General features: G+C 56.4%; 19 protein-coding genes and 1 other annotated feature. Of the genes, 5 read left to right on the top strand and 14 right to left on the bottom strand.

Features of this window, described 5'->3' with window-relative positions; genetic code table 11:
• Position 1 precedes the first annotated feature (1 nt).
• Genes C8273_RS11950 through C8273_RS11940 form a run of 3 tightly spaced genes read left to right on the top strand, consistent with a single transcriptional unit; the run spans position 2 to position 1,837 of the window.
• A complete protein-coding gene (locus tag C8273_RS11950; RefSeq protein ID WP_106627926.1) occupies positions 2-622 on the top strand; it encodes a MotA/TolQ/ExbB proton channel family protein in 621 nt (206 codons plus the stop codon).
• The gene (locus C8273_RS11945) at positions 622-1,029 is read left to right on the top strand and encodes an ExbD/TolR family protein (RefSeq protein WP_066847930.1); all 408 of its coding nucleotides are present in this window, start codon (positions 622-624) and stop codon (positions 1,027-1,029) included. Before C8273_RS11950 ends, C8273_RS11945 begins: the two co-directional genes overlap by 1 nt.
• 4 nt (positions 1,030-1,033) lie before the next feature.
• Positions 1,034-1,837: an energy transducer TonB gene (locus C8273_RS11940; protein WP_106627925.1), complete on the top strand. Its 804-nt coding sequence runs from the start codon at positions 1,034-1,036 to the stop codon at positions 1,835-1,837.
• A 55-nt stretch (positions 1,838-1,892) separates the two neighbouring features.
• On the opposite strand, the gene C8273_RS11935 is transcribed toward C8273_RS11940, so the two are convergent.
• Genes C8273_RS11935 through pheS form a run of 3 tightly spaced genes read right to left on the bottom strand, consistent with a single transcriptional unit; the run spans position 1,893 to position 5,641 of the window.
• A complete protein-coding gene (locus C8273_RS11935; protein ID WP_021683951.1) occupies positions 1,893-2,150 on the bottom strand; it encodes a cell division protein ZapA in 258 nt (85 codons plus the stop codon).
• Positions 2,151-2,164: 14 nt separating this feature from the next.
• Positions 2,165-4,600, bottom strand: coding sequence for a phenylalanine--tRNA ligase subunit beta (gene pheT / locus C8273_RS11930; protein WP_106627924.1), 2,436 nt, complete (start codon positions 4,598-4,600; stop codon positions 2,165-2,167).
• Positions 4,601-4,612: 12 nt separating this feature from the next.
• Positions 4,613-5,641 carry a phenylalanine--tRNA ligase subunit alpha gene (gene pheS, locus C8273_RS11925; RefSeq protein ID WP_106627923.1) on the bottom strand — a complete coding sequence of 343 codons (1,029 nt, stop codon included), beginning with the start codon at positions 5,639-5,641 and terminating at the stop codon, positions 4,613-4,615.
• 202 nt (positions 5,642-5,843) lie between these two features.
• On the opposite strand from pheS, the gene thiT reads away from it, so the two are divergent.
• Positions 5,844-6,497, top strand: a complete 654-nt coding sequence (gene thiT, locus C8273_RS11920) for an energy-coupled thiamine transporter ThiT (RefSeq protein WP_106627922.1) — start codon at positions 5,844-5,846, stop codon at positions 6,495-6,497.
• A 2-nt stretch (positions 6,498-6,499) separates the two neighbouring features.
• Here the strand turns inward: thiT and C8273_RS11915 are convergent, their stop codons facing one another.
• From C8273_RS11915 to C8273_RS11900, 4 genes are all read right to left on the bottom strand, one after another.
• Positions 6,500-7,159: a TatD family nuclease-associated radical SAM protein gene (locus tag C8273_RS11915; RefSeq protein ID WP_106627921.1), complete on the bottom strand. Its 660-nt coding sequence runs from the start codon at positions 7,157-7,159 to the stop codon at positions 6,500-6,502.
• 257 nt (positions 7,160-7,416) lie between these two features.
• Complete coding sequence (locus tag C8273_RS11910) at positions 7,417-8,247, bottom strand: pyridoxamine kinase (protein ID WP_106627920.1); 831 nt, start codon at positions 8,245-8,247, stop codon at positions 7,417-7,419.
• Entirely contained in the window at positions 8,247-8,738 is a 492-nt protein-coding gene (gene queF / locus C8273_RS11905) for a preQ(1) synthase (protein WP_106627919.1), read from the bottom strand. Before queF ends, C8273_RS11910 begins: the two co-directional genes overlap by 1 nt.
• Entirely contained in the window at positions 8,738-10,429 is a 1,692-nt protein-coding gene (locus C8273_RS11900) for a sensor domain-containing protein (RefSeq protein ID WP_106627918.1), read from the bottom strand. Before C8273_RS11900 ends, queF begins: the two co-directional genes overlap by 1 nt.
• Before the next feature lie 174 nt (positions 10,430-10,603).
• Here C8273_RS11900 and trxA point away from each other — a divergent pair, with 174 nt between their 5' ends.
• The gene (gene trxA, locus C8273_RS11895; RefSeq protein WP_106627917.1) at positions 10,604-10,915 is read left to right on the top strand and encodes a thioredoxin; all 312 of its coding nucleotides are present in this window, start codon (positions 10,604-10,606) and stop codon (positions 10,913-10,915) included.
• A 61-nt stretch (positions 10,916-10,976) separates the two neighbouring features.
• On the opposite strand, the gene C8273_RS11890 is transcribed toward trxA, so the two are convergent.
• The 7 genes from C8273_RS11890 to C8273_RS11855 form a co-directional block, all read right to left on the bottom strand.
• Complete coding sequence (locus tag C8273_RS11890; RefSeq protein WP_106627916.1) at positions 10,977-11,807, bottom strand: TrmH family RNA methyltransferase; 831 nt, start codon at positions 11,805-11,807, stop codon at positions 10,977-10,979.
• A 53-nt stretch (positions 11,808-11,860) separates the two neighbouring features.
• Entirely contained in the window at positions 11,861-12,214 is a 354-nt protein-coding gene (gene rplT, locus C8273_RS11885; protein WP_106627915.1) for a 50S ribosomal protein L20, read from the bottom strand.
• A 49-nt stretch (positions 12,215-12,263) separates the two neighbouring features.
• Complete coding sequence (gene rpmI / locus C8273_RS11880; protein ID WP_006693988.1) at positions 12,264-12,461, bottom strand: 50S ribosomal protein L35; 198 nt, start codon at positions 12,459-12,461, stop codon at positions 12,264-12,266.
• Positions 12,448-13,011: a translation initiation factor IF-3 gene (gene infC, locus C8273_RS11875; RefSeq protein WP_106627914.1), complete on the bottom strand. Its 564-nt coding sequence runs from the start codon at positions 13,009-13,011 to the stop codon at positions 12,448-12,450. Before infC ends, rpmI begins: the two co-directional genes overlap by 14 nt.
• Positions 13,012-13,070: 59 nt before the next feature.
• Positions 13,071-13,182 (bottom strand) — a sequence feature (ribosomal protein L20 leader region).
• A gap of 32 nt (positions 13,183-13,214) precedes the next feature.
• A complete protein-coding gene (gene thrS / locus C8273_RS11870) occupies positions 13,215-15,134 on the bottom strand; it encodes a threonine--tRNA ligase (RefSeq protein ID WP_106627913.1) in 1,920 nt (639 codons plus the stop codon).
• 105 nt (positions 15,135-15,239) lie between these two features.
• Positions 15,240-15,590, bottom strand: a complete 351-nt coding sequence (locus C8273_RS11865) for a LysM peptidoglycan-binding domain-containing protein (protein ID WP_106627912.1) — start codon at positions 15,588-15,590, stop codon at positions 15,240-15,242.
• Positions 15,591-15,810: 220 nt separating this feature from the next.
• Complete coding sequence (locus C8273_RS11855; protein WP_106627911.1) at positions 15,811-20,070, bottom strand: 2-hydroxyacyl-CoA dehydratase; 4,260 nt, start codon at positions 20,068-20,070, stop codon at positions 15,811-15,813.
• Positions 20,071-20,244: the final 174 nt, after the last annotated feature.

The raw sequence follows: 20,244 nt of genomic DNA, 5'->3' as shown, positions 1-20,244 counted from the left end.
TATGTCAGGTTTTGAAAGTGCAGTTCACCTCTTTCACAGCGGTGGATTCGTCATGTATCCCCTTCTGATTCTCTCACTCATCACACTTGCGATTGCGGTGGAGCGATTCTACTACTACCGCATCAACCGCAAGGGATCACGCGTGTTCTTCCACGGGGTCTACCACGCCGCCATGCAGAAGGACTTCGACACGGTCAGCAAACTCTGCAAGGAGTTCCCCTCCGCGATTGCCCGTATCATCGAGAGCGGTATGGAGAACGCATCCACGGAGACCTCGATGAAGGGCTCGTTCTCTGACCGCATGTCGATGGAGTCGATCAATTTCCGCCGCTATCTCGACTATCTGAGCGCGATTGTCACGATTGCCCCACTGCTCGGTCTCTTGGGCACGGTCACGGGCATGATCCAGACGTTCAGCGTGCTCGACGCAGGCGGCGGCGCAGCCGCGATCACGGGCGGTGTCGGCGAGGCGCTCGTCGCAACGGCATCGGGACTCTGTGTTGCGATCATCGCGTTCTGCGTCTACACCTACTTTAGCCATCAGCTCGACACGATTGTGACGGATACGGAGCGTCTGTGCGCGACGATTGTCACGGCAAAGAAAGAAAGCTGGGATGCGTAATGAATTTTAGCAATCACCGCATGAAGAAAAAGCCGGAGTTCATGATTATCCCGATGATCGACATCATCTTCTTCCTGCTTGTTTTCTTCATGATGAACAGTCTGCAGACGGTCGCGCAGAAGGCGCTCGCCGTTCAGCTTCCGCAGGCGCAGAGTGCGACTGCTCCGGCACAGCTCCCGATCATTATGACGATCGACGAGCAGGGGCATATCACGATTGACAACAATCCTGTGAGCATCACGGAGTCGGCGGCAATCATGAAACGTCACATGGAGGAGAACCCGAATGCGGCGGTCGTCCTGCAGGCAGACAAGCGCACGGCACACGGTCAGGTCGTCGCCGTGATGGATATGCTCAAAGGAGCGGGGGTAAAACGGCTCTCGATTGCCGCAGAACAGAAGGGATAGATCTATGGAGCAACATCTCTCATGGAGTAAGGCCTATATTGTCTCTGCCGCAGTTCACTTCGTGATCTTTCTCCTGCTCGCCGTCGGTCTTGCAGTCGTTGTTGCTGAAAAGGAGCAGCAAGTCTACGAGATCGATCTCCAAGCCTCTGATTTCAGTCAGGGCAGCGGACACGAGGGCGGCGGCAGTGCCGAAAACCTATTCCCCGAGCCGCTCAAGGCGGAGGAGGTTGCAAAGCGCGTCGAGACGGTGCAGCAAACCATACCACCTGTGACACCAACGGAAGCGGTCGTACCGACACCGGATGCTGTCAGCGTACCGCAGGCGGCTTCTGAAACTTCCGCCTCGTCCTCAACAGCCGCACCTTCCTCTGCAGCCTCCGGCTCAGCCTCAGGCAGCGGTGAGGGCAGCGGCTCCGGCTCTGGCTCAGGGTCGGGCACGGGCAGCGGTGATGGTACGGGCGACGGACAGGGCGTAGGTTCCGGTTCGGGTGCCGGACAGGGATCTGGTGACGGCAACGTCTCCGGTACAGGCAGTGCACCATTTGATACAAACGGATTCTGGGCAGCGGTCAACGCGAACAAGGAATACCCCTATATGGCGATGAAGCGTCGCCTTGAGGGTACGACGACGATTGTCACGACGATCAGTGCCTCCGGTGCAATCACAAGTGTCTCGATTGCCTCCTCCTCTGGACATGGCATGCTTGACGATGCTGCGGTTGCAGCGGCATACGCCGTTGGCAGTTACCCGAACCCCACGGGCGGAACGGTATCTGTCACCACAAACGTCAGCTTTAGCATTCGATAAAAGCGCAACAAAATAGCTGTGATGGGATTTTCCCACCACAGCTATTTTATTGCAATTATTTTTCCTCAAGCAGCTGCACGAGTTCGTCATAGTCCCGCTGCAGCTGCTCATACTCATCCATCATCTGCAGGACGGTGAGCGCGGCAATGCGCTGCACGTCAAAGCTGCGCACCTTCTTCGACATCTCCTTGATCCGGCGGTCACTCTCTGCCGCAAGACGCTTGAGCCGTTCAGGGTCATCCGTCTTGAGCTGATAGGTCTGCCCGAACATCTCAATGACGACCCGCTGGGGCTGTTTCTTCTCCTCTGCCATGGCTCTCACCGCCTTTATGCACGCAGTTGTGCATGAAGCTGACTCTGTGCCGCCTCAAGGATGTCCGCAAAGGCTGCGTCCACCTCCTCATCGGTCAGGGTCTTGTCATCGGACTGGAAGTGCAGATGGAACGCCATGCTCTTCTTCCCGCTCCCGACCTGCTTGCCCATATAGACATCAAAGAGTGTCGCCCCTCGGAAAAATTTGCCGCCCTTCTTCGCGATGACACGCTCGATCTCCGCCGTTGAAAGTCCGGCATCTACAAGGATGGCAAGGTCGCGCGTCGATGCCGGATACTTCGGCAGCGACGTAATCCCATTTTTCTTCTTGCGGTAGCGCAGGAGGGTATCGACCTCCATCTCAAAGACGTAGACGCTCTGCGTAATGCCGAAGTTCGCAGCGACGGTCGGATGAATCTCACCGAGGATCGCAATCACGTCGCGCCCCTTCTTGAAGAACGCCGTCTTGCCGGGGTGCATGGCAAAGTGTTCGCCGCGCTCCACCGTGTATTTCTGCACACCGATTGCCGATAGGAATCGCTCAAGGATGCCTTTCATGTCGTAGAAATCGACCTGTGCATTGTCCGTATCCCACGCAATCGGGCTGCGCCGTCCCGTAATCAGACCTGCAGCCATAAGTTTCTCGTTCGCAAGCTCTGTAACGGGCAGTGCCTTTGGGAAGAACACAGGCGCGATATCAAAGAGCCGCAGATCCATGTTCTTACGCGCGACATTGCGTGCAGCGTTCTCGAGCACGCTCGTGAGAAGGGTCGTACGAATGAGCGGATACTCGTCCGTGAGCGGGTTCATGATGGGAATTGCCTGACGAAGCGCACTGTCCTCGGGAACACCGAGTTTATCGAGGGTTTTCTCACTTGTAAAGCTGAAGGAAAGCTCCTCCGTCATGCCAAGCGCGGCAAGTGCCCCGCGCATCGTATCAACAAAGTCCTGCCGCTCGCTCGTTCTGCCCTGCTGAACGGCTCCCATCGGCAGACGCGAAGCGATGTTGTCGTAGCCATAAAGGCGTGCGATCTCCTCGGTAATATCCTCCATGAGGGCAACATCTCCGCGCCACGATGGCACGGCAACGTGATAGGTCTCAATCCCCTTCTCCTCGACGATGAAGCCGAGCGAGCGGAGCGCCGACGCCATCCAGTCACCGGGGATATTCGCGCCAATACGCTCCCCGACAGCGCGTGCACTGAACTCAAGCACGGTCGGAACGCGATGCTTCGGATAGACATCGACCACGCCCTTTGCAACCGTGCACGCGCCCATCTGGGCGAGCAGCTGTGCGGCTCGCGTCACCGCACGCACAGTCTCCGTCTCATCGACACCGCGCTCGAACCTGCCAGAGGACTCGGAGTGCAGTCCTATGCGGCGTGCGGTGCGGCGGATCGTCGGACCGTGGAAGGATGCCGCTTCGAGAATAACCGAGGTGGTTCCCTCCGTGATCTCGGACTCAAGCCCGCCCATAATGCCCGCAAGCCCTGCGGGCTTTTCGCTGTCAGCAATGACAAGCTCATCCCCAACGGCGACACGGCTCGAATCGTCCAGTGTGTGAAGGTTCTCCCCCGCACGTGCGCGGCGTGCTGTGAGGCTGTGCCCTGCTACCATATCATAATCGTACGCATGGAGTGGCTGCCCCAGTTCGAGCATGACGAAGTTCGTCACATCGACCACATTGTTGATCGCGCGGATGCCCGCACCATGCAGACGCTCTACCATCCATGCGGGCGACGGCGCAATCTTCACATCGCGCAGCACACGCGCCGAGAAGCGACGGCAGAGTTCATCCGCCTCGATGCCAATGTGAACGAGTTCGGCAGCACTCTCGGACGCCGTCTCCTCCACCTCAATTGACGGAAAACGCAGCTCCTTTCCTGTCAGTGCCGCGATTTCACGCGCAATACCGATGACGCTGAAGCAGTCTGCACGGTTCGCCGTCAGCTCGAACTCAAGCACGACATCATCAAGCCCCAGTGCCTCGGCGGCAGGAATCCCGACGGGCGTATCCTCCGGCAGGATGTAGATGCCATGCACCTGTTCGTCAGGCAGCCCCTCGGTATTGATCGCAAGCTCCCCCGCTGAGCACATCATGCCGTTTGAGGGAATGCCGCGCAGCTTGCCCTTCGAGATCTTCTTGCCGTCGGGCAGCACTGCACCAACCATGGCGGCAGGAACAATATGCCCCTCGCGCACATTGGATGCGCCCGTCACAATCTGAATCCGCTCTTCTTTTCCAATGTCCAGCTGACAGACAAGCAGATGATCGGAGTCCGGGTGCGGCGTGATCTTCTCGATGCGTGCCGTGATGACCTTCTCAAGCCCTTCGTCAGCGCGCACAATCCGCTCCACGGGAACCCCCGCCATCGTCAGGCGGTCTGCGATTGCCTCCGCTGTCTCGTCAATATCCACATAGTCTTTCAGCCATTTGATAGAAACCTGCATCGTCCCGCCTCCTTAGAATTGATGTAAGAACCGCACGTCGTTGTCGTAGAACAGGCGCAGATCGTCCACGCCGTAGGCGAGCATCGCAATGCGCTCGACACCCATGCCGAACGCAAATCCGGACACCTGCTCTGGATCGTAGCCGCTCATGCGCAGGACATTCGGATGCACCATACCCGCGCCAAGGATCTCAAGCCAGCCCGTCCCCTTGCAGACGTGGCAGCCCGCCCCATGACACGAGGAGCAGGAGATATCGACCTCGGTGGACGGCTCCGTAAATGGGAAGAAGCTTGGACGGAAGCGCACCTTTGCCTCCGCATCAAAGAGCTGATGCAGACAGAGCTCAAGCGTACCCTTGAGGTCGGCAAAGGAGATGCCCTTGTCGATGACCAGCCCCTCCACCTGCGTGAACATCGGGGAGTGCGTTGCGTCATACGAATCACGGCGATAAACGCGGCCGGGCGCAATCATGCGGATCGGCGTATTCGGCTCATTCTTCTGCATCGTACGCGCCTGCACGGGCGAGGTCTGCGAGCGCAGGAGAATGTCCTCCGTGATGTAGAACGAGTCCTGCATATCGCGTGCAGGATGATCCTTCGGCAGGTTCAGTGCCTCAAAGTTGTAGTAGTCGCTCTCGATCTCGGGTCCCTCCTCGATGGTAAAGCCCATCTGCAGGAAGATCTTCTTGATGCGATTCAGCGTAATTGTGAGCGGGTGCAGATGCCCGATGATCGCCGTGCGTCCCGGCAAGGTCACGTCGATCTGCTCGGCAGCAATCTTATCCGCGAGTTCTCTGTGCGCCAGCTCCTCGGACTTCGCCGCGAGCAGCTCCTCAAGCTCGGCGCGCGCCTCGTTGACGATCTTTCCGATGCGCGGGCGCTCCTCCTGTGCGAGGGCGCTCATGCTGCGCAGGAGTGCGGTCATCTCCCCTTTTTTCCCAAGAAATTTCACACGTATATCGTTGAGTTCGCTGAGGCTCTCTGCCGTCTCCGCAATCGCGGCGCGGGCACGCTCCCTGAGTTCTCTGATCTTCTCGTCCATATATGTCCTCCTAGATGTGCACGAAATGATGAGGTTCTGCATATTCGCTCAAAAATACCAATCCTCAGTTTACCATATCTATCTGAAAAAATCTATGAAAGCGTGATAAAATGGAAACCGCAGAGGGAATTGAATTCACGTCGTATTTATAGTATGCTAAAGCAACATACGAAATAGTCATCCTTTCGTCTAGGAGGTCTCCATGGACACTATTATTAAGAGCGCTGCCGAGCTGCTCGCACAACCGACGAGTCTCTTCGCACTGCTCGCCGTACTCATCTTCATCCTTGGCTATCTGCAGATGCGCCGCATCCGGTTCACGACGAGTATGCTCATCAATGTCGCGCTGATGCTGGCGCTGACCATTGTTCTCCATCAGCTGCGGCTCTTTCACATGCCGCAGGGCGGCAGCATCACGCTCGGAGCAATGGTGCCTCTGCTCTTTCTCTCCTATCGCTACGGCGCGGGTATCGGCTGTCTTGCAGGGTTCCTCTACGGTATGATAAACCTCATGCAGGACGCATTCATCCTTCATCCCTTGCAGGTGATCTTTGACTATCCGCTGCCTTACATGGCGCTTGCGCTTGCCGCAGTCGTTCCAGGGCGGTTCTATGCAGGTGCAGCGCTCGCCTTCGCGGGACGCTTCCTCTGCCACTACATCTCCGGCGTTGTCTTCTTCGGCTCGTATGCACCGCCCGACACGTCGCCCTATCTCTACTCCATCGTGTTCAATGCCAGCTACCTCGTGCCCGAGGCAATCATCTGCCTTGTAATCCTGCGCATCCTGCCCGTACCGCGCCTCCTCACTGCAATGGATCAGCGCACGCCCCTCTACGGCGCAAAGCTGACACAATAAGTTTAGCTATCCTCGTACGTGCGCACGCGCAGCGTCAGCCCGCGCTCTGCACAGATCTTGCGGCAGAGCGCAATCTCCTCCTCGTTCTCGACCTTCTCCACGACGGTAAGCACGACGTTTGGCACGTACGGCTTACAGTGTTCGGCAAAGGTCAGCATCGCCTCATAGGAAGAGATGCCGAATTTCGAGCGCGTGAGTGCGAGATAGCGCTCCGCATTCGAGGCGTTGAGGCTGATGGATATGGTATCGAGCAGTCCTGCAAAGCGCTCCGCGAATGTGCAGCCGTGCTCGAGTTCCCCAAGTCCATTCGTGTTGACGCGGGTCGGCACATTGGGGTGCCGCTCCTTCACATGGCGCAGGACAGCAAGTACGGTATCCAGACGGATCAGCGGCTCGCCAAAGCCGCAGCAGACCACCTCACGCACGTATTCCCACGGCAGGCGGTCAAGCTCGGCAAGGATCTCCTCGACGGATGGATCATGCTCAATCCACAGGGAGGATTCCTTTGCCATCTCCTTCATGCTGCGCAGGCAGAAGACGCAGTCACAGTTGCAGTCATTTGTGATATTGACGTAGACGGAACGCTTGCCCTCCGGCTGCTCCCTGAGGCTCTCCTCAAAAGGGAGATAGCGTCCGCCTGCGTGTGTCGCATATACAATCATAAGATACTCCTATCATACACAGAAATGAGAAAGAGGGTGTTGCACGAACGCCCCTATCGGCTCGCTGCACTCGCCACTTCCCCCGTTGCGACGGGGGAAGCTAAGATGCCATAATCCTAGCCTCCCCCGTGCGACACGGGGGAGGGGGACCGCGTAAGCGGTGGAAGGGGCGCTTGTAGCAATATCGCTGACATAGACAAGGGCTGTTGCACGAAGTTTTCTAGCTTCGTGCAACAGCCCCTATTTTGTTTGCAGCGTTACAGTGTCGTAAGCTCGCCCATAAACTCCTCAAATGGGAGCCCGTAGTTCCACGGCAGATCCAGCTCCTCGGCATACGCAAGGCAGTGCCCAATGAACGCCGCCGCATGCCGCGCTCCTGCCTCAATGGGAATACCGCGCACGAGTGACGCCGTGATAATCGCGGAGAAGACATCGCCTGTGCCCGAGCGGTCACGCCCAACCTTGGGATTATCAAAGGCACATCCTGCTCCATCCACATAGAGATACGTACGCACATGATCTCCGGCATGGAGCCCCGTGATGATGACATCACGCGGTCCCATCGCTGCAATCGCTGCTGCCATTTCCCCAAGCTCTTCTTCCGTCACCAAACCATTTGTAGGATAGTCAGTGCCAAGCAGCTGACACGCCTCTGTGAGGTTTGGCGTCACCACATCTGCGTACGGAAGCAGCTGGCGCATCTTCGCGCAGAGTTCCGGCGTATAGGAGGAGTAAAGGCTGCCATTGTCCCCCATCACAGGATCGACGATAACGCGTGTATGTCGCCCCTTGAAGCGCGCAATGCACTCTAGTACAACTTCGATCTGACGCTCCGCCCCCAGAAAGCCCGTCAAGATCGCATCAAAATCGAGTGCATTCGCCGCCCAGTTCTCCATGTAGGGACGCATACGCTCCGTATAGTCATCAATGTAGTGGTTTGGAAAGCCCGTATGTACGGAGAGAATCGCCGTCGGAAGCGGGCACGCCTGCACGCGCATCGCCGATATGACCGGAAGCTGCACCGTCACCGAGCAGCGTCCAAATCCCGTGATGTCATTGATGATGGCGATGCGTTTCTGCCGCGCCATCAACGGTTATCCACCCGTTCCGGCACGCGGTCATGCACGGAGAGACGCTCCCACGCGAGCTGTTCGTACTTCGTACCCGGCAGTCCGTAGTTCGCATAGGGGTCGATTGAGATACCGCCGCGCGGCAGGAATTTTCCCTGTACCTCGATGTATTTTGGTGCCATCAGACGAATGAGGTCACGCATGATAACGTTGACCACATCCTCATGGAAGTCCCCATGGTTGCGAAAACTCACGAGATAGAGCTTCAACGACTTGCTCTCCACCATGCGCTCTGCGGGTATATAGGAGATGTAGATCGTCCCGTAGTCCGGCTGTCCCGTGATCGGACAGAGTGTCGTAAACTCGGGACAGTTGAACCGTACCCAATAGTCATGATCCGTATGCTTATTCTGAAAGGTTTCAAGTACCTCGGGTGCATAGTCGTAGCCGTAGTCCGTACGCTGCTCGCCGAGGAGGGTCAGCCCCTCTTCTTTCTTTTCTCTTGCCATTACATCCCCAAGAATTTCTTTTCAAATATATCCTGCGGCTCGGGGCGCCCAAAGAGATATCCTTGTATCGTATCCGTCTTGCAGATCTTCACAAGACAGTCATACTCCTCCTGCTGCTCCACGCCCTCAATACAGGTCGTCATGCCGATGCTGTGACATAGATCCACCGTATACTCCACGAGCTTCTGATCGAAGTGATTCTCAAGGATCCGCATGACAAAGGCACGATCAATCTTCACAATGTCACAGTTCAGATTCTTGAGCGAAGAGAGCGAAGAATAGCCCGTGCCGAAGTCATCCATCGCAACCTTGATTCCGTGGCTGCGGAAGGCATCGAACTGCGCATTGACGAACTTCAAATCGCTGACAATTTTGCTTTCCGTAAGCTCCAATACAACGGCATCCGACGGCATATCGTGCCGACGCAGACAGTCCTCGATAAACTCAAGGAAGGAAAGATCCTTGATCTGCTCATAGCTCATGTTGACGCTCATACGGAAGAGCGGAATGCGCTTCCGCCACTCCTTGCAGACGCGAAGTGCCTGCTCAAAGATCCAACGTCCGACCGGAACAATTGTCTTTGTTTCCTCGAGAATACGGATAAACTCCATCGGTGCGACCATGCGACCCTTGCTATTTTTCCAACGGAGCAGAGTCTCAGCTCCCACGAGATGCTGATCGTCACCCGCCACCTGTGGCTGGAAGTAGAGTTCAAAGTTGCGGCAGCCCGCCTTGACATCCTCCAAAATCTGTTCCTGTATCGTCAGGGAGCGCAGCCAGCGGTTATAGACTTCCTTCGAGAACTCATTGATGCGGTTCTTGCCGCCTGACTTCGCCGCATCCAGAGCCGCCTGCGCATATTTGTGCAGGACAAGTGGATCGCGCGCCGACTGCGGATAGAACACCATCCCCGCCGACACGGTGACAATGTACTGCCGTCCGTCGTAGACCTGCGGGTGCGCAAACTCACGTTGTACGCGGATGAAAAACTCCGTGAGCATCTCCGCATCGGCGCCCGGATAGATAAGACCGAACTCGTCACCATCCAGCCGATAAAGAGAGAGCTTACGCGGGATATTCTGAAGAATACGTTCCGAGATCTGCCGCAGGATAATATCGCCGATCTCGTGATTGAACGCCTCATTGACCGTGCGGAAATTGTCGATGCCCATGACGAGCAGTCCACCGCCGCCGCCCGTCTCACGCGCCTCACGCAGCGCAACACCGAGATCCTCAATGAATTGGTAGCGATTGAGGAGTCCCGTCACAGAGTCCGCCGAGTTGCGTCGCGCGAGCTGACTGATCGTCCCAACGAAGAGATTCGGATGCCCATCCTCAGACAATCCAATCTTTCCCTTCAGACGCAGCCATGAATAGTCGCCCTTTGCGTTCTTCATGCGAAAGTCAAGCTGACGATCCCGCCCCTCGGCAAGACTGACAAGTGAGGACAAGAGTTCCATCAGAGGCTTTCGATCCTGCATATAGACGAGCGGACTCAGTACATCTGCTATATGCTCCATCGTCTCTGCGGGGAGGTCATACGCCTGAACGAATGCCGGAGCCGCAAGAAAAACATCGGCGACGGGATCCATCATAAAGGTATAATCAAAGGTCGTGTTTTTCATCAGATCAAAGATGAACTTATGCCTTTTAAGTACAGAACTCAGCGAAATTCTCTTCTTTCCGGTCATATTCCCTTCCCTCGCTTTTCTATCTTCATCCATGATGACTTCCCCTTTTTTCGATATTATATACCTTTTCTCGTTTACGCGCAACCAAAGGAATCACTGATAGGACTTGAAAAAGATAGGAACATTGTATATGATAGATAAAAGTGTGCAAGATGATGCAAAGGGGTGCAGATGATGGGGCTTATTGAAGTAACAAAAGAAACATTTGATTTTGAGGTGCTGCAGAGTGACCAACTGGTTATTGTCGACTTCTGGGCAACGTGGTGCACGCCCTGCCGTATGCTCACGCCCATTCTTGAGGAAATCGCTGCGGAGCGCTCGGACATTAAGATCTGCAAGATCAACATGGACGATGCACAGGACATCGCCGAGGAATACGGTGTTATGAGCATCCCTGCACTCCTCTATTTCAAGGGCGGTGAGCTGATCAACGACTCCATCGGACTCATCTCAAAGGAGCGAATCCTATCACTGCTGTCGGAATAAAGTTACATAGTTACATAGCACAAAGGGCTTGGTCGCGGTTTAGATCAAGCCCTTTTGCTGTTTATACGCAGAGGCGCTGACGAAATGCCTCATACAGAATTGCGGTTGCCGCCGCAGAGACGTTCAGCGACTCCGCGTACCCACGCATGGGGATGTAGACATGTTCTGCCGCATGCAGGATTTCCTCCGACACGCCGTTTGCCTCATTGCCAAGTACGATGAGCGCGGAGCGCCGCAGATCTGCCGCGAAGTGAGTGCGCGCCTCTGCATCACATGCGGCTGCGAGGAGTGCGATCGACGTACGCTCTGCAAAGTGAATCAGCTCCTCTGGCGTGACTCCAAGGACAAACGGGACATGAAAGACGGCGCCCATCGTCGCACGCACAACCTTGGAACTGTAGACATCTGCAGAGCCGTGCAGGAGAATGACGCCGGACGCACCGACGGCATCCGCTGTCCGCAGGATTGTCCCGACGTTGCCGGGATCCTGCACGCGGTCAAGTACGATATAGAGAGGCATCTCATCCGCACGGCGCTCTTGATAAAGCGTATCCAGCGAGCCGCCCCTTGGGCGCTCCATGACAAGCAAAATGCCCTGCGGACTGTCCGTGTCAGAGAGTGTCGAGAACAGTTTTTCCGCAACAAGAAATGTGGGAATGTCGCGCTTGAGCAACGTGTTCATGAGCGCGCATGTCCGCTCCCCGGTCATTGCACGCTCCGTCACGAGCGCATGGCGGATCTTCCAATCCGATTCTGCCGCCATCTCGGCGAGACGCAGTCCCTCAACCGTGAACAGCCCTTCCTTTGCCGCGCGGCGATGCGTGTGCACAATGGCATGGGTCAGACGAATCAGCGGATTCGCCGCGCTAGTAATGCTTTGTATGTTCTTCATATCGTAAAAAATACGTCTGATGAATCAAACGACTCATCAGACGTAATCTCTTCTTACTGGTTCTCCTTCGCCACGTTGACGATCTGCGTGAATGCAGCTGCATCGGCAATGGCGAGATCAGCAAGCATCTTGCGGTTGACTTCGACACCGGCATTCGTCAGACCTGCAATGAGGCGGCTGTACGAGATGCCGTTTGCGCGGGCAGCAGCATTGATGCGGGCGATCCAGAGACGGCGGAACGTCCCCTTCTTCGCACGACGGTCACGGCGCGCATAGTAGAGCGCCTTCATGACGGTCTCGTTTGCCTTCTTGAACTGCTTGCTGCGCGAGCCGCGATAACCCTTCGCGAGCTTCAGGATCTTCTTATGACGACGATGTGCTGTGACACCGCTCTTTACTCTTGGCATTGCGTTTCCTCCTAGTTCCTACCCTCATGGGGTTTATTCGTTGCCCCAGTTATGCGTAGGGGAGCATCTTGCGGATGCGCTTGTAGTCCGACGTATCGGCAAGGGCAGCCTTGCGCAGGTTGCGCTTGCGCTTCGGCGTCTTCTTCTCCAGAATATGTCTCTTGTACGCCTTGTTGCGGCGGAATTCTCCGCTTCCTGTTACGCTGAAACGCTTTGCAGCAGCGCGGCGTGTTTTAATCTTCGGCATCGCCATTTCCTCCTTTATCTTCCTTCGCGGGTTTGACTGTCTTAGTCGGCTTCTGTACCTTCGGGGAAAGGATCATCGTCATGTTCTTCCCCTCCAGTTTTGCACCGCGCTCGATGGTCACGAGGTCTGTCATCCGCTCGGCAACGCGGTCGAGAACCGCACGTCCGAGTTCCGGATGAGAGAGCTCTCTGCCGCGGAACATGATCGTCACCTTGACCTTGTTGCCCTCTTCGACAAAGCGAAGCGCATTCTTCAGCTTGACATTGAAGTCATGCTCGTCGATGTTCGGACGCAGCTTGACCTCCTTGATGCTGATGGTCTTTTGCTTCTTCTTCGCTTCTTTCTCGCGTTTCTGCTGCTCGTAGCGGAACTTTCCAAAGTCCATGATGCGGCAGACGGGCGGCTTTGCCTTCGGCGCAACCTCGACCAGGTCGAGATGCTGCTCCTCCGCCATGCGAAGGGCGTCGCGCGTCAGCATGATGCCGAGCTGTTCTCCCTCCGCGCTGGTGACACGCACCTCACGGATGTGGATTTCCTCATTGATTCGCAAAGATTCCCTGCTTATGGCAAGAACACCTCCTGGTTCGGATGCACGCATATACGCCATCCTGCAATAGAAAAGGGCGGCACAAAGCCACCCTTGAAAAATTTCTGTCATCTTTCATTCGACCCGACGCGCTGTGCGCCCGCAGGTGAGAAGCGGTGGCTTCTGCTTGTAACAGATGCCATACTACCACATATTCGTAGGTCTTGTCAATACTCCTGTGTGCGTGTCGCAATTTTTTCCTGCACGAGCGCGATGAAATCATCCACGGTCAGCGTTGTGCTGTCCTTCTCGCCGTACTTGCGCAGGGCAACGGTATGGTTCTCCTGCTCCTGGTCGCCGACAACAAGCGTATACGGCGTCTTCTTGACCTGACTCTCGCGGATCTTGTAGCCCGTCTTTTCGTTGCGGTCATCGACCTCGACGCGGATACCTAGGTCGAACATCTTCTTTCGCAGCTCCTCTGCGTATGCCGCATGACGCTCGGTGATCGGCAGGATGCGCACCTGCACAGGCGCCATCCATACGGGGAATGCACCCGCATAGTTTTCAATCAGAATGCCGATAAAGCGCTCGATTGAGCCGTAAACGACGCGGTGCAGCATGACCGGGCGATGCTTCTCTCCATCCTCACCAATGTAGGTCAGATCGAATTTCTCGGGCAGACTCATATCGAGCTGGATCGTGCCGCACTGCCATGTACGTCCGATGGAATCGCGCAGATGGAAGTCGATCTTCGGTCCATAGAAAGCCCCGTCGCCCTCGTTGACCACGAAGTCCAAGCCACGGTTTTCAAGCGCCTTGCGCAGTCCCTCCGTCGCAAGCTCCCACATCTCATCCGAGCCCATCGAGTCCTCGGGGCGCGTGGAGAGCTCCGCCTTGTACGAGAGTCCGAATGTGCGGTAGACCTCATCAAAGAGATCGATCGTATGCTGAATCTCCCCCTCGATCTGGTCTGGGGTCACAAAGAGATGCGCGTCGTCCTGCGTGAAGTTACGGACGCGGAAGAGTCCGTGCAGCGCTCCCGAGAGCTCATGCCGGTGCACAAGCCCAAGTTCCGCAAGGCGCAGCGGCAGATCACGGTAACTGTGCAGATGGGAACGATAGACGAGCATACAGCCGGGACAGTTCATCGGTTTGATCGCATAGTCCTCTTCGTCGATCTCGGTCGTATACATATTCTCGCGGTAATGGAACCAATGCCCCGAGGTCTCCCACAGCTTTCGGCTGAGGATTACAGGCGTGCTGATCTCCTGATAGCCGTAGCGGCGGTGCACCTCCCGCCAGTAGTCGAGCAGAGAATTGCGCAGGAGCATTCCGTTCGGATGGAAGAACGGGAAGCCCGGCCCCTCCTCATGGATGCTGAAGAGGTCAAGCTCCCTGCCGAGCTTGCGATGGTCGCGCTTTGCCGCCTCCTCAAGCATGTGGAGGTAGTCATCGAGCTCCTCCTGCTTTTCAAATGCCGTTCCGTAGATACGCTGCAGCATCTTGTTCTTCTCGCTGCCGCGCCAGTACGCACCTGCCACACTCTGCAGCTTGAACGCCTTGACCTTGCCCGTACTCATGACGTGGGGGCCGGCGCAGAGATCCGTAAACTCGCCCTGCGTATAGGTGGAGATGACCTCGTCCTCGGGCAGATCCTCGATCAGCTCGACCTTGTAGTTCTCGCCCTTGGCACGGAAGAACTCGATTGCCTCGTTGCGCGGGATCTCACGGCGCTCAAGTTTCAGATTCTCCTTGACAATTTTCTTCATTTCCTTCTCGATGTCGCGCAGATCGGCATCCGTCAGCTGGCGATCCATGTCGAAGTCATAGTAGAAGCCGTTCTCAATCGCGGGACCAATGGCGAGCTGCACGTTGCAGTCCGCATAGAGGCGCTTCACTGCCTGAGCCATGATATGTGCAGCCGTGTGGCGCAGTGCATGGCGGCCACCCGCATCCTCAAAGGTCAGCACCTGAAACGCGGCATCCTGCGTCACGGGCGTTGTCAGATCGACCGTCTTCCCATCAAGGCTCGCCGCCAGTGCTTTCTTTGCGAGCGAATTGCTCATCCCCTTGACAACGTCCAGCAGCGTCGTCCCCGCCTCAACCTCACGAATGGAGCCATCCGGCAGTGTCAGCTTTATCATAAATGCTCTCCCTTCCAAATATACAAAAGCCCTGCCCCTGTGGGATAGGAAATCCATCCCCTAGGAACAAGGCATCGTTATCAGTGATTCCTATATGTTTCCACCCTAATCGGTAACGCCATTATAAGGCGCACGGGCGGCTGTGTCAAGGGCTTTGTGCTCGGCCATCGCCTGCAGCTGCTCGGCAGGCTCAATGACTGGAACGCGCAGACGACGACCAGCGGCAACTGAGCCATCCGGCGCAAGCCCGTTGACCTCGATGATCGCCTCCTCAAGCTGCTCCGCCATCGTTTCTCTCGTCGCATACCTGCGTGCAATGGACCAGACATTCTCACCGCGCGACACCTGCACCTCGATGAAGTCCGCTGAGCGCAGATATGGATTTGTCAGGTGAAGTGCGGAAATGCCCATCCATATAAGAGCACATACACTGAGAAAAAGACCAATCTTCTTCATCGTTATCCCTCCTTGAAGCTGTTTAACGCACTTTGGTTATGAAAACAACTTCTTATATCCGTATGTATATTCTCAAAACCTCTGTTCGGATATAGAATAACACAGAAAAAATGTTCGGTCAATAGTTTGGAACAAATTTTTGTGAAATTTTTGTTCGTGGAACGTGTTTTTGTAATAAAAAAAGAGCCATGCTTGAAAACATAGCTCTTTTCCAAACGCATTATCTTCTTTTTGCGATTTCGGTTGTCTGCATCACAGAATCCGGCTTTGCCGGCTGCCGCTCCTTTGCGACGGCGAGCATGAGTTTCAGACGGTTGAGCTGGTTGACCTCGCTCGATCCCGCATCACAGTCAATCGCCGTGATGTTCGCGCCGTGGTATGCTTTGCGCAGGTCGTGCATAACCCCCTTGCCCGTGATGTGGTTTGGCAGACAGCCGAACGGCTGAAGGCAGACGACGTTCGGCACGCCCTCCTCGATGAGCTTCACCATCTCGCCCGTGAGGAACCAGCCCTCCCCCGCCATATTGCCGAGGCTGACGTGACGCGCCGCAAGCTCTGCCGTGTGGTCGATGGACTGCGGCGGGCGGAAGTGGCAGCTCTCCTTCAGCGCCTTGCGCATGGGGGCGCGGAAGAACTCAATGACCTTGATGAACATACGACCGAAGAGCCGATCCTTGTACGAGCCGGAGAGCAGCTTGTGCTGCGCAATCGGGTCGTAAGCGGAATAGAGGAAGAAGTCCACAAAGTCGGGCATGACGACCTCTGCCCCCTCGTTCATCAACACCGTCTCGATGTCGTTGTTCGCAACGGGGTGATACTTGACGAGAATTTCACCGACGATGCCGACCTTCGGTTTCCACAGATGCTCGTCGATGGGGATATGATCAAAGTCGCGTACGATGTCCTTTACCATGCGGCGGAACTTGAACACACTGCCGTGCTCAAGTTCGTCCTTTGCACGTGCCATCCACTTGTCAAACGCCGCCTGTGTCGTACCTTTGACAAGCTCGTACGGCATCATGCGATTGCGAACGTTCATGAGAAGGTCGCCGTAGATCGCCGCCTTGATGGCGTCCACCATCATCTCGCGGCTGAAGGCGAAGCTATCCGTCTCCTCGGGCAGTCCGCGCACGGCAAAGACGGCGACGTTCGGGAAGCCCGCATCGCGCAGCGCCTTGCGCAGCACGCCGAGGTAGTTGGTCGCACGGCACGCACCGCAGGTCTGAAAGAGGGCGATGCTCGTGTGATCGGCATCGCAGAGCCCCGCCTTCAGTGCGGCAAGCAGCTGACCGATAACGACAATCGCGGGATAGCACATATCGTTGTGCACATAGCGCAGCCCAAGATCGATTGCGCCCTTGTCCGGCATCGGCGGGATGACGACGTTGTAGCCGTGCTTCTTCATCGTGGTGCGGAAGAGGTCAAAGTGAATCGGCGCCATCTGTGGTGCGAGAATCGTATGCGTCTTTCTGCAGTCCTCGGTGAAGCGTGGGCGCTCGATGACGGGAGCCTCGTGATAGGCGGGGTTCTCCCGCCGCGCGAGCGCGGCGATCAGCGAGCGTAGACGGATGCGTGCCGCACCGAGGTTCGACACCTCGTCGAGCTTTATCATGGTGTAGATGCGCTCATGCGATTCGAGAATCTCGCGCACCTCGGAGGTCGTGAGTGCGTCCAGACCACAACCGAACGAGCTGAGCTGGATGAGTGTCACGTTCGGATGCTCCGCGACAAACTGCGCCGCATGATAGAGGCGCGCGTGGTAGCTCCACTGGTTCACGACCTGAAGCCGTCGCTCGTGCACAGGGATATGATAGACTGCATCCTCGGAGAGAATCGGCAACTTGTAGGACTGAATCATCTCTGGGATGCCGTGATTGATCTCGGGGTCGACGTGGTATGGGCGCCCCGCAAGGAGAATTGCATGCTCGCCCGTCTTGGCAATGCGGTCGAGGATCTGCTGCCCGTAGTCACGCACATCCTGCCGGTATTGCTCAATCTCGGCATACCCCGCATCGACGGCGGCAGTGATTTCCTTCTTGCCGATGCCCTCAATTTTGCCGAACTCCTCCACAAGGCGCTCGATCATGCGTGTTCGGTCATTGATCGGCAGGAACGGCTGAATAAAGCGAATGTTTTTCTCGCGCAGGATATCCATATTGATGCGGATATTCTCCGCGTAGGACGCGACAATCGGGCAGTTGAAATTATTTGCCGAAGAACCCGGCTTGTCCTCCATGTTGTGCGGCTCGCAGGGATAGAAAATCGTATCGACGCCCTTTTCCACAAGATCGACGATGTGTCCGTGCGCGAGCTTTGCGGGGTAGCAGAGCGAGTCCGACGGGATCGTCGCCATGCCCTTGTAGAAGAGCTGCGGCGAGGATTTCCCCGAAATCACAACACCGTAGCCGAGCTTGTCAAAGAACGTGAACCAGAACGGATAGTCCTCGTACATATTGAGCGTGCGCGGAATGCCGATGCGCCCGCGACGCGGCTCGGCGGGTGATTTGTAGTGCTTGAATACACGGCGATACTTGAACTTGTAGATGTTCGGCGTATCGTCCTCGTGTTTTTCGCCGCCGATGCCGCGCTCACAGCGGTTGCCCGTAAAGTAGCGCTCACCGTTCGGGAACTGCTGCATCGTGATGAGGCACTTATTGCCGCATTTACCGCAGCGATAGGAGCTGGTCTTCATCTCGAATGCGCCCAGCTCCTCCGCGCCGAGCAGGGTCGACCGCTCCGTCCCCGTCTCAAGTGCGAGAATCGCAGCGCCGTATGCGCCCATGAGCCCCGCGATATCGGGACGAATGACATCCTTTCCCAGGATGTTCTCAAGTGCACGCAGAACGGCATCGTTATAGAACGTCCCGCCCTGCACGACGATGTGATCGCCGAGGGTCGATACATCCTTGATCTGCATGACCTTGAACAGTGCGTTCTTGACGACCGAGAGCGCAATGCCCGCCGAGATATCGGCAACCTCCGCCCCCTCCTTCTGCGCCTGTTTGACCTTCGAATTCATAAAGACCGTGCAGCGCGTACCGAGGTCGACGGGTGCCTTTGCATCCACTGCCTTGCCTGCAAACTCCGCAGCGGTCATGTGCAGCCCCTCGGCAAAGTTCTGGATAAAGGAGCCGCAGCCCGCGGAGCACGCCTCGTTCAGCGTGATGTTGCCGACACTGCCGTCCTGCACGAAGAAGCACTTCATATCCTGCCCGCCGATGTCGAGAACAAAGGTGACCTCGGGACAGAACTCCTGCGCTGCACGCAGATGGGCAAAGGTCTCCACCTCGCCGCCGTCCGCGTGAAGCGCCGCCTTGACAATCGCCTCGCCGTAGCCGGTTGTCATCGATCCAGCGATGTACGCGCCCTCCGGCATCACGGCATAGAACTCCCGCAGTGCATTGATGACGGACTGCAGAGGAGAGCCGTGATTGCTCCCATAGGAGGTATGGAGCAGCTCCTTGTCCCTGCCGATGGCAACGAGCTTCGTCGTGGTTGACCCCGCATCGATGCCAATGCAGATCGGACCGCGATAGTCGGCTAGGCTGCCGCGCTTGACGCAGTCACGATCATGCCGTTTCTTGAACGCAGCATAGTCTGCGGCATTCTTAAAGAGGGTGATATCCGACGTACGCGTCTCTGCCGCCGCAGCCGCTTCCGCGCGTGCAATGCACGCCTCCATCTCCCGCATATCCGTCACTCCGGCATCATCGGAGAGCGCCGCGCCGACCGCGACGAAATAATTGCCGTAATCCACATCGACGACATGATCCGCGTCGAGCTTCAAGGTTTCGATAAAGCGTTTTTTCAGTTCCGGGAGAAAGTGCAGAGGACCGCCGAGAAAGGCAACCGTACCGTCAATCGGACGCCCCTGCGCAAGATTTCCGATGGTCTGGTTGACAACCGCCTGAAAGACGGAGAGCGCGATATCCGCCTTTGCAGCACCGTCGTTCATGAGCGCCTGGATATCCGTCTTGGCGAACACGCCGCAGCGCGAGGCGATTGCATAGACGCGCTTGCCCTTCTCCGCAAGTGCGTTGAGTCCGATGGGATCTGTCGAGAGGAGTGACGCCATGTGATCGATGAACGATCCGGTACCGCCTGCGCAGACACCATTCATACGCTGCTCCGGTGCATCGCCGAAATACGTAATCTTGGCATCCTCGCCGCCGAGTTCGACCGCCGTCGTCGTCTCCGGAATAAGACGGCGCACCGCCGAGGCACAGGCAATGACCTCCTGCACGAACGGCAGACCGATGCGCTGGGCAATGCCCATGCCCGCTGATCCCGTGAGTGCGAACGAGAATTTCGCCTCGCCCACCACACCCTTCAGCTGCGCAAGATTGTCCTGCAGCGCCTTTCCAATCTCGGAGAAATGCCGTGCGTAGTTCTTATAGATGATCTCATGCTCCTCGCCGAGCACGACCAGCTTGATCGTCGTCGATCCGACGTCCACCCCGACACGAAATGGGGATTCCAAAATAACACCACCTATCCGAATCCGTATGAATACATACGGATTTTCTTCAATCGATACATATTAAATAGGAAAGCCATTTTAGGCTTCCCTATTTTAACGTATTTCACAGTACTATGCAAGTGTGGCACTCACGGTTCTGCGATATCCAATTTTTAAATAATTATTCTTCATTTT

This window comes from Candidatus Centipeda massiliensis (assembly GCF_900290285.1).
In the GTDB taxonomy this organism is placed as follows: domain Bacteria; phylum Bacillota; class Negativicutes; order Selenomonadales; family Selenomonadaceae; genus Centipeda; species Centipeda massiliensis.
The sequence above is the reverse complement of the archived record's forward strand: the minus strand, read 5'-3'. Positions and strand labels throughout refer to the sequence as shown.

Excerpts from the sequence above, each read along its gene's own strand:
- C8273_RS11900 (WP_106627918.1), bottom strand. The coding sequence starts at position 10,429 with ATGACCGGAAAGAAGAGAATTTCGCTGAGTTCTGTACTTAAAAGGCAT.
- rplT (WP_106627915.1), bottom strand. The coding sequence starts at position 12,214 with ATGCCAAGAGTAAAGAGCGGTGTCACAGCACATCGTCGTCATAAGAAG.
- queF (WP_106627919.1), bottom strand. The coding sequence starts at position 8,738 with ATGGCAAGAGAAAAGAAAGAAGAGGGGCTGACCCTCCTCGGCGAGCAG.
- pheT (WP_106627924.1), bottom strand. The coding sequence starts at position 4,600 with ATGCAGGTTTCTATCAAATGGCTGAAAGACTATGTGGATATTGACGAG.
- C8273_RS11910 (WP_106627920.1), bottom strand. The coding sequence starts at position 8,247 with ATGGCGCGGCAGAAACGCATCGCCATCATCAATGACATCACGGGATTT.
- trxA (WP_106627917.1), top strand. The coding sequence starts at position 10,604 with ATGGGGCTTATTGAAGTAACAAAAGAAACATTTGATTTTGAGGTGCTG.
- C8273_RS11950 (WP_106627926.1), top strand. The coding sequence starts at position 2 with ATGTCAGGTTTTGAAAGTGCAGTTCACCTCTTTCACAGCGGTGGATTC.
- C8273_RS11945 (WP_066847930.1), top strand. The coding sequence starts at position 622 with ATGAATTTTAGCAATCACCGCATGAAGAAAAAGCCGGAGTTCATGATT.
- C8273_RS11890 (WP_106627916.1), bottom strand. The coding sequence starts at position 11,807 with ATGAAGAACATACAAAGCATTACTAGCGCGGCGAATCCGCTGATTCGT.
- pheS (WP_106627923.1), bottom strand. The coding sequence starts at position 5,641 with ATGGACGAGAAGATCAGAGAACTCAGGGAGCGTGCCCGCGCCGCGATT.
- thiT (WP_106627922.1), top strand. The coding sequence starts at position 5,844 with ATGGACACTATTATTAAGAGCGCTGCCGAGCTGCTCGCACAACCGACG.
- C8273_RS11865 (WP_106627912.1), bottom strand. The coding sequence starts at position 15,590 with ATGAAGAAGATTGGTCTTTTTCTCAGTGTATGTGCTCTTATATGGATG.
- thrS (WP_106627913.1), bottom strand. The coding sequence starts at position 15,134 with ATGATAAAGCTGACACTGCCGGATGGCTCCATTCGTGAGGTTGAGGCG.
- C8273_RS11940 (WP_106627925.1), top strand. The coding sequence starts at position 1,034 with ATGGAGCAACATCTCTCATGGAGTAAGGCCTATATTGTCTCTGCCGCA.
- C8273_RS11935 (WP_021683951.1), bottom strand. The coding sequence starts at position 2,150 with ATGGCAGAGGAGAAGAAACAGCCCCAGCGGGTCGTCATTGAGATGTTC.
- rpmI (WP_006693988.1), bottom strand. The coding sequence starts at position 12,461 with ATGCCGAAGATTAAAACACGCCGCGCTGCTGCAAAGCGTTTCAGCGTA.
- C8273_RS11915 (WP_106627921.1), bottom strand. The coding sequence starts at position 7,159 with ATGATTGTATATGCGACACACGCAGGCGGACGCTATCTCCCTTTTGAG.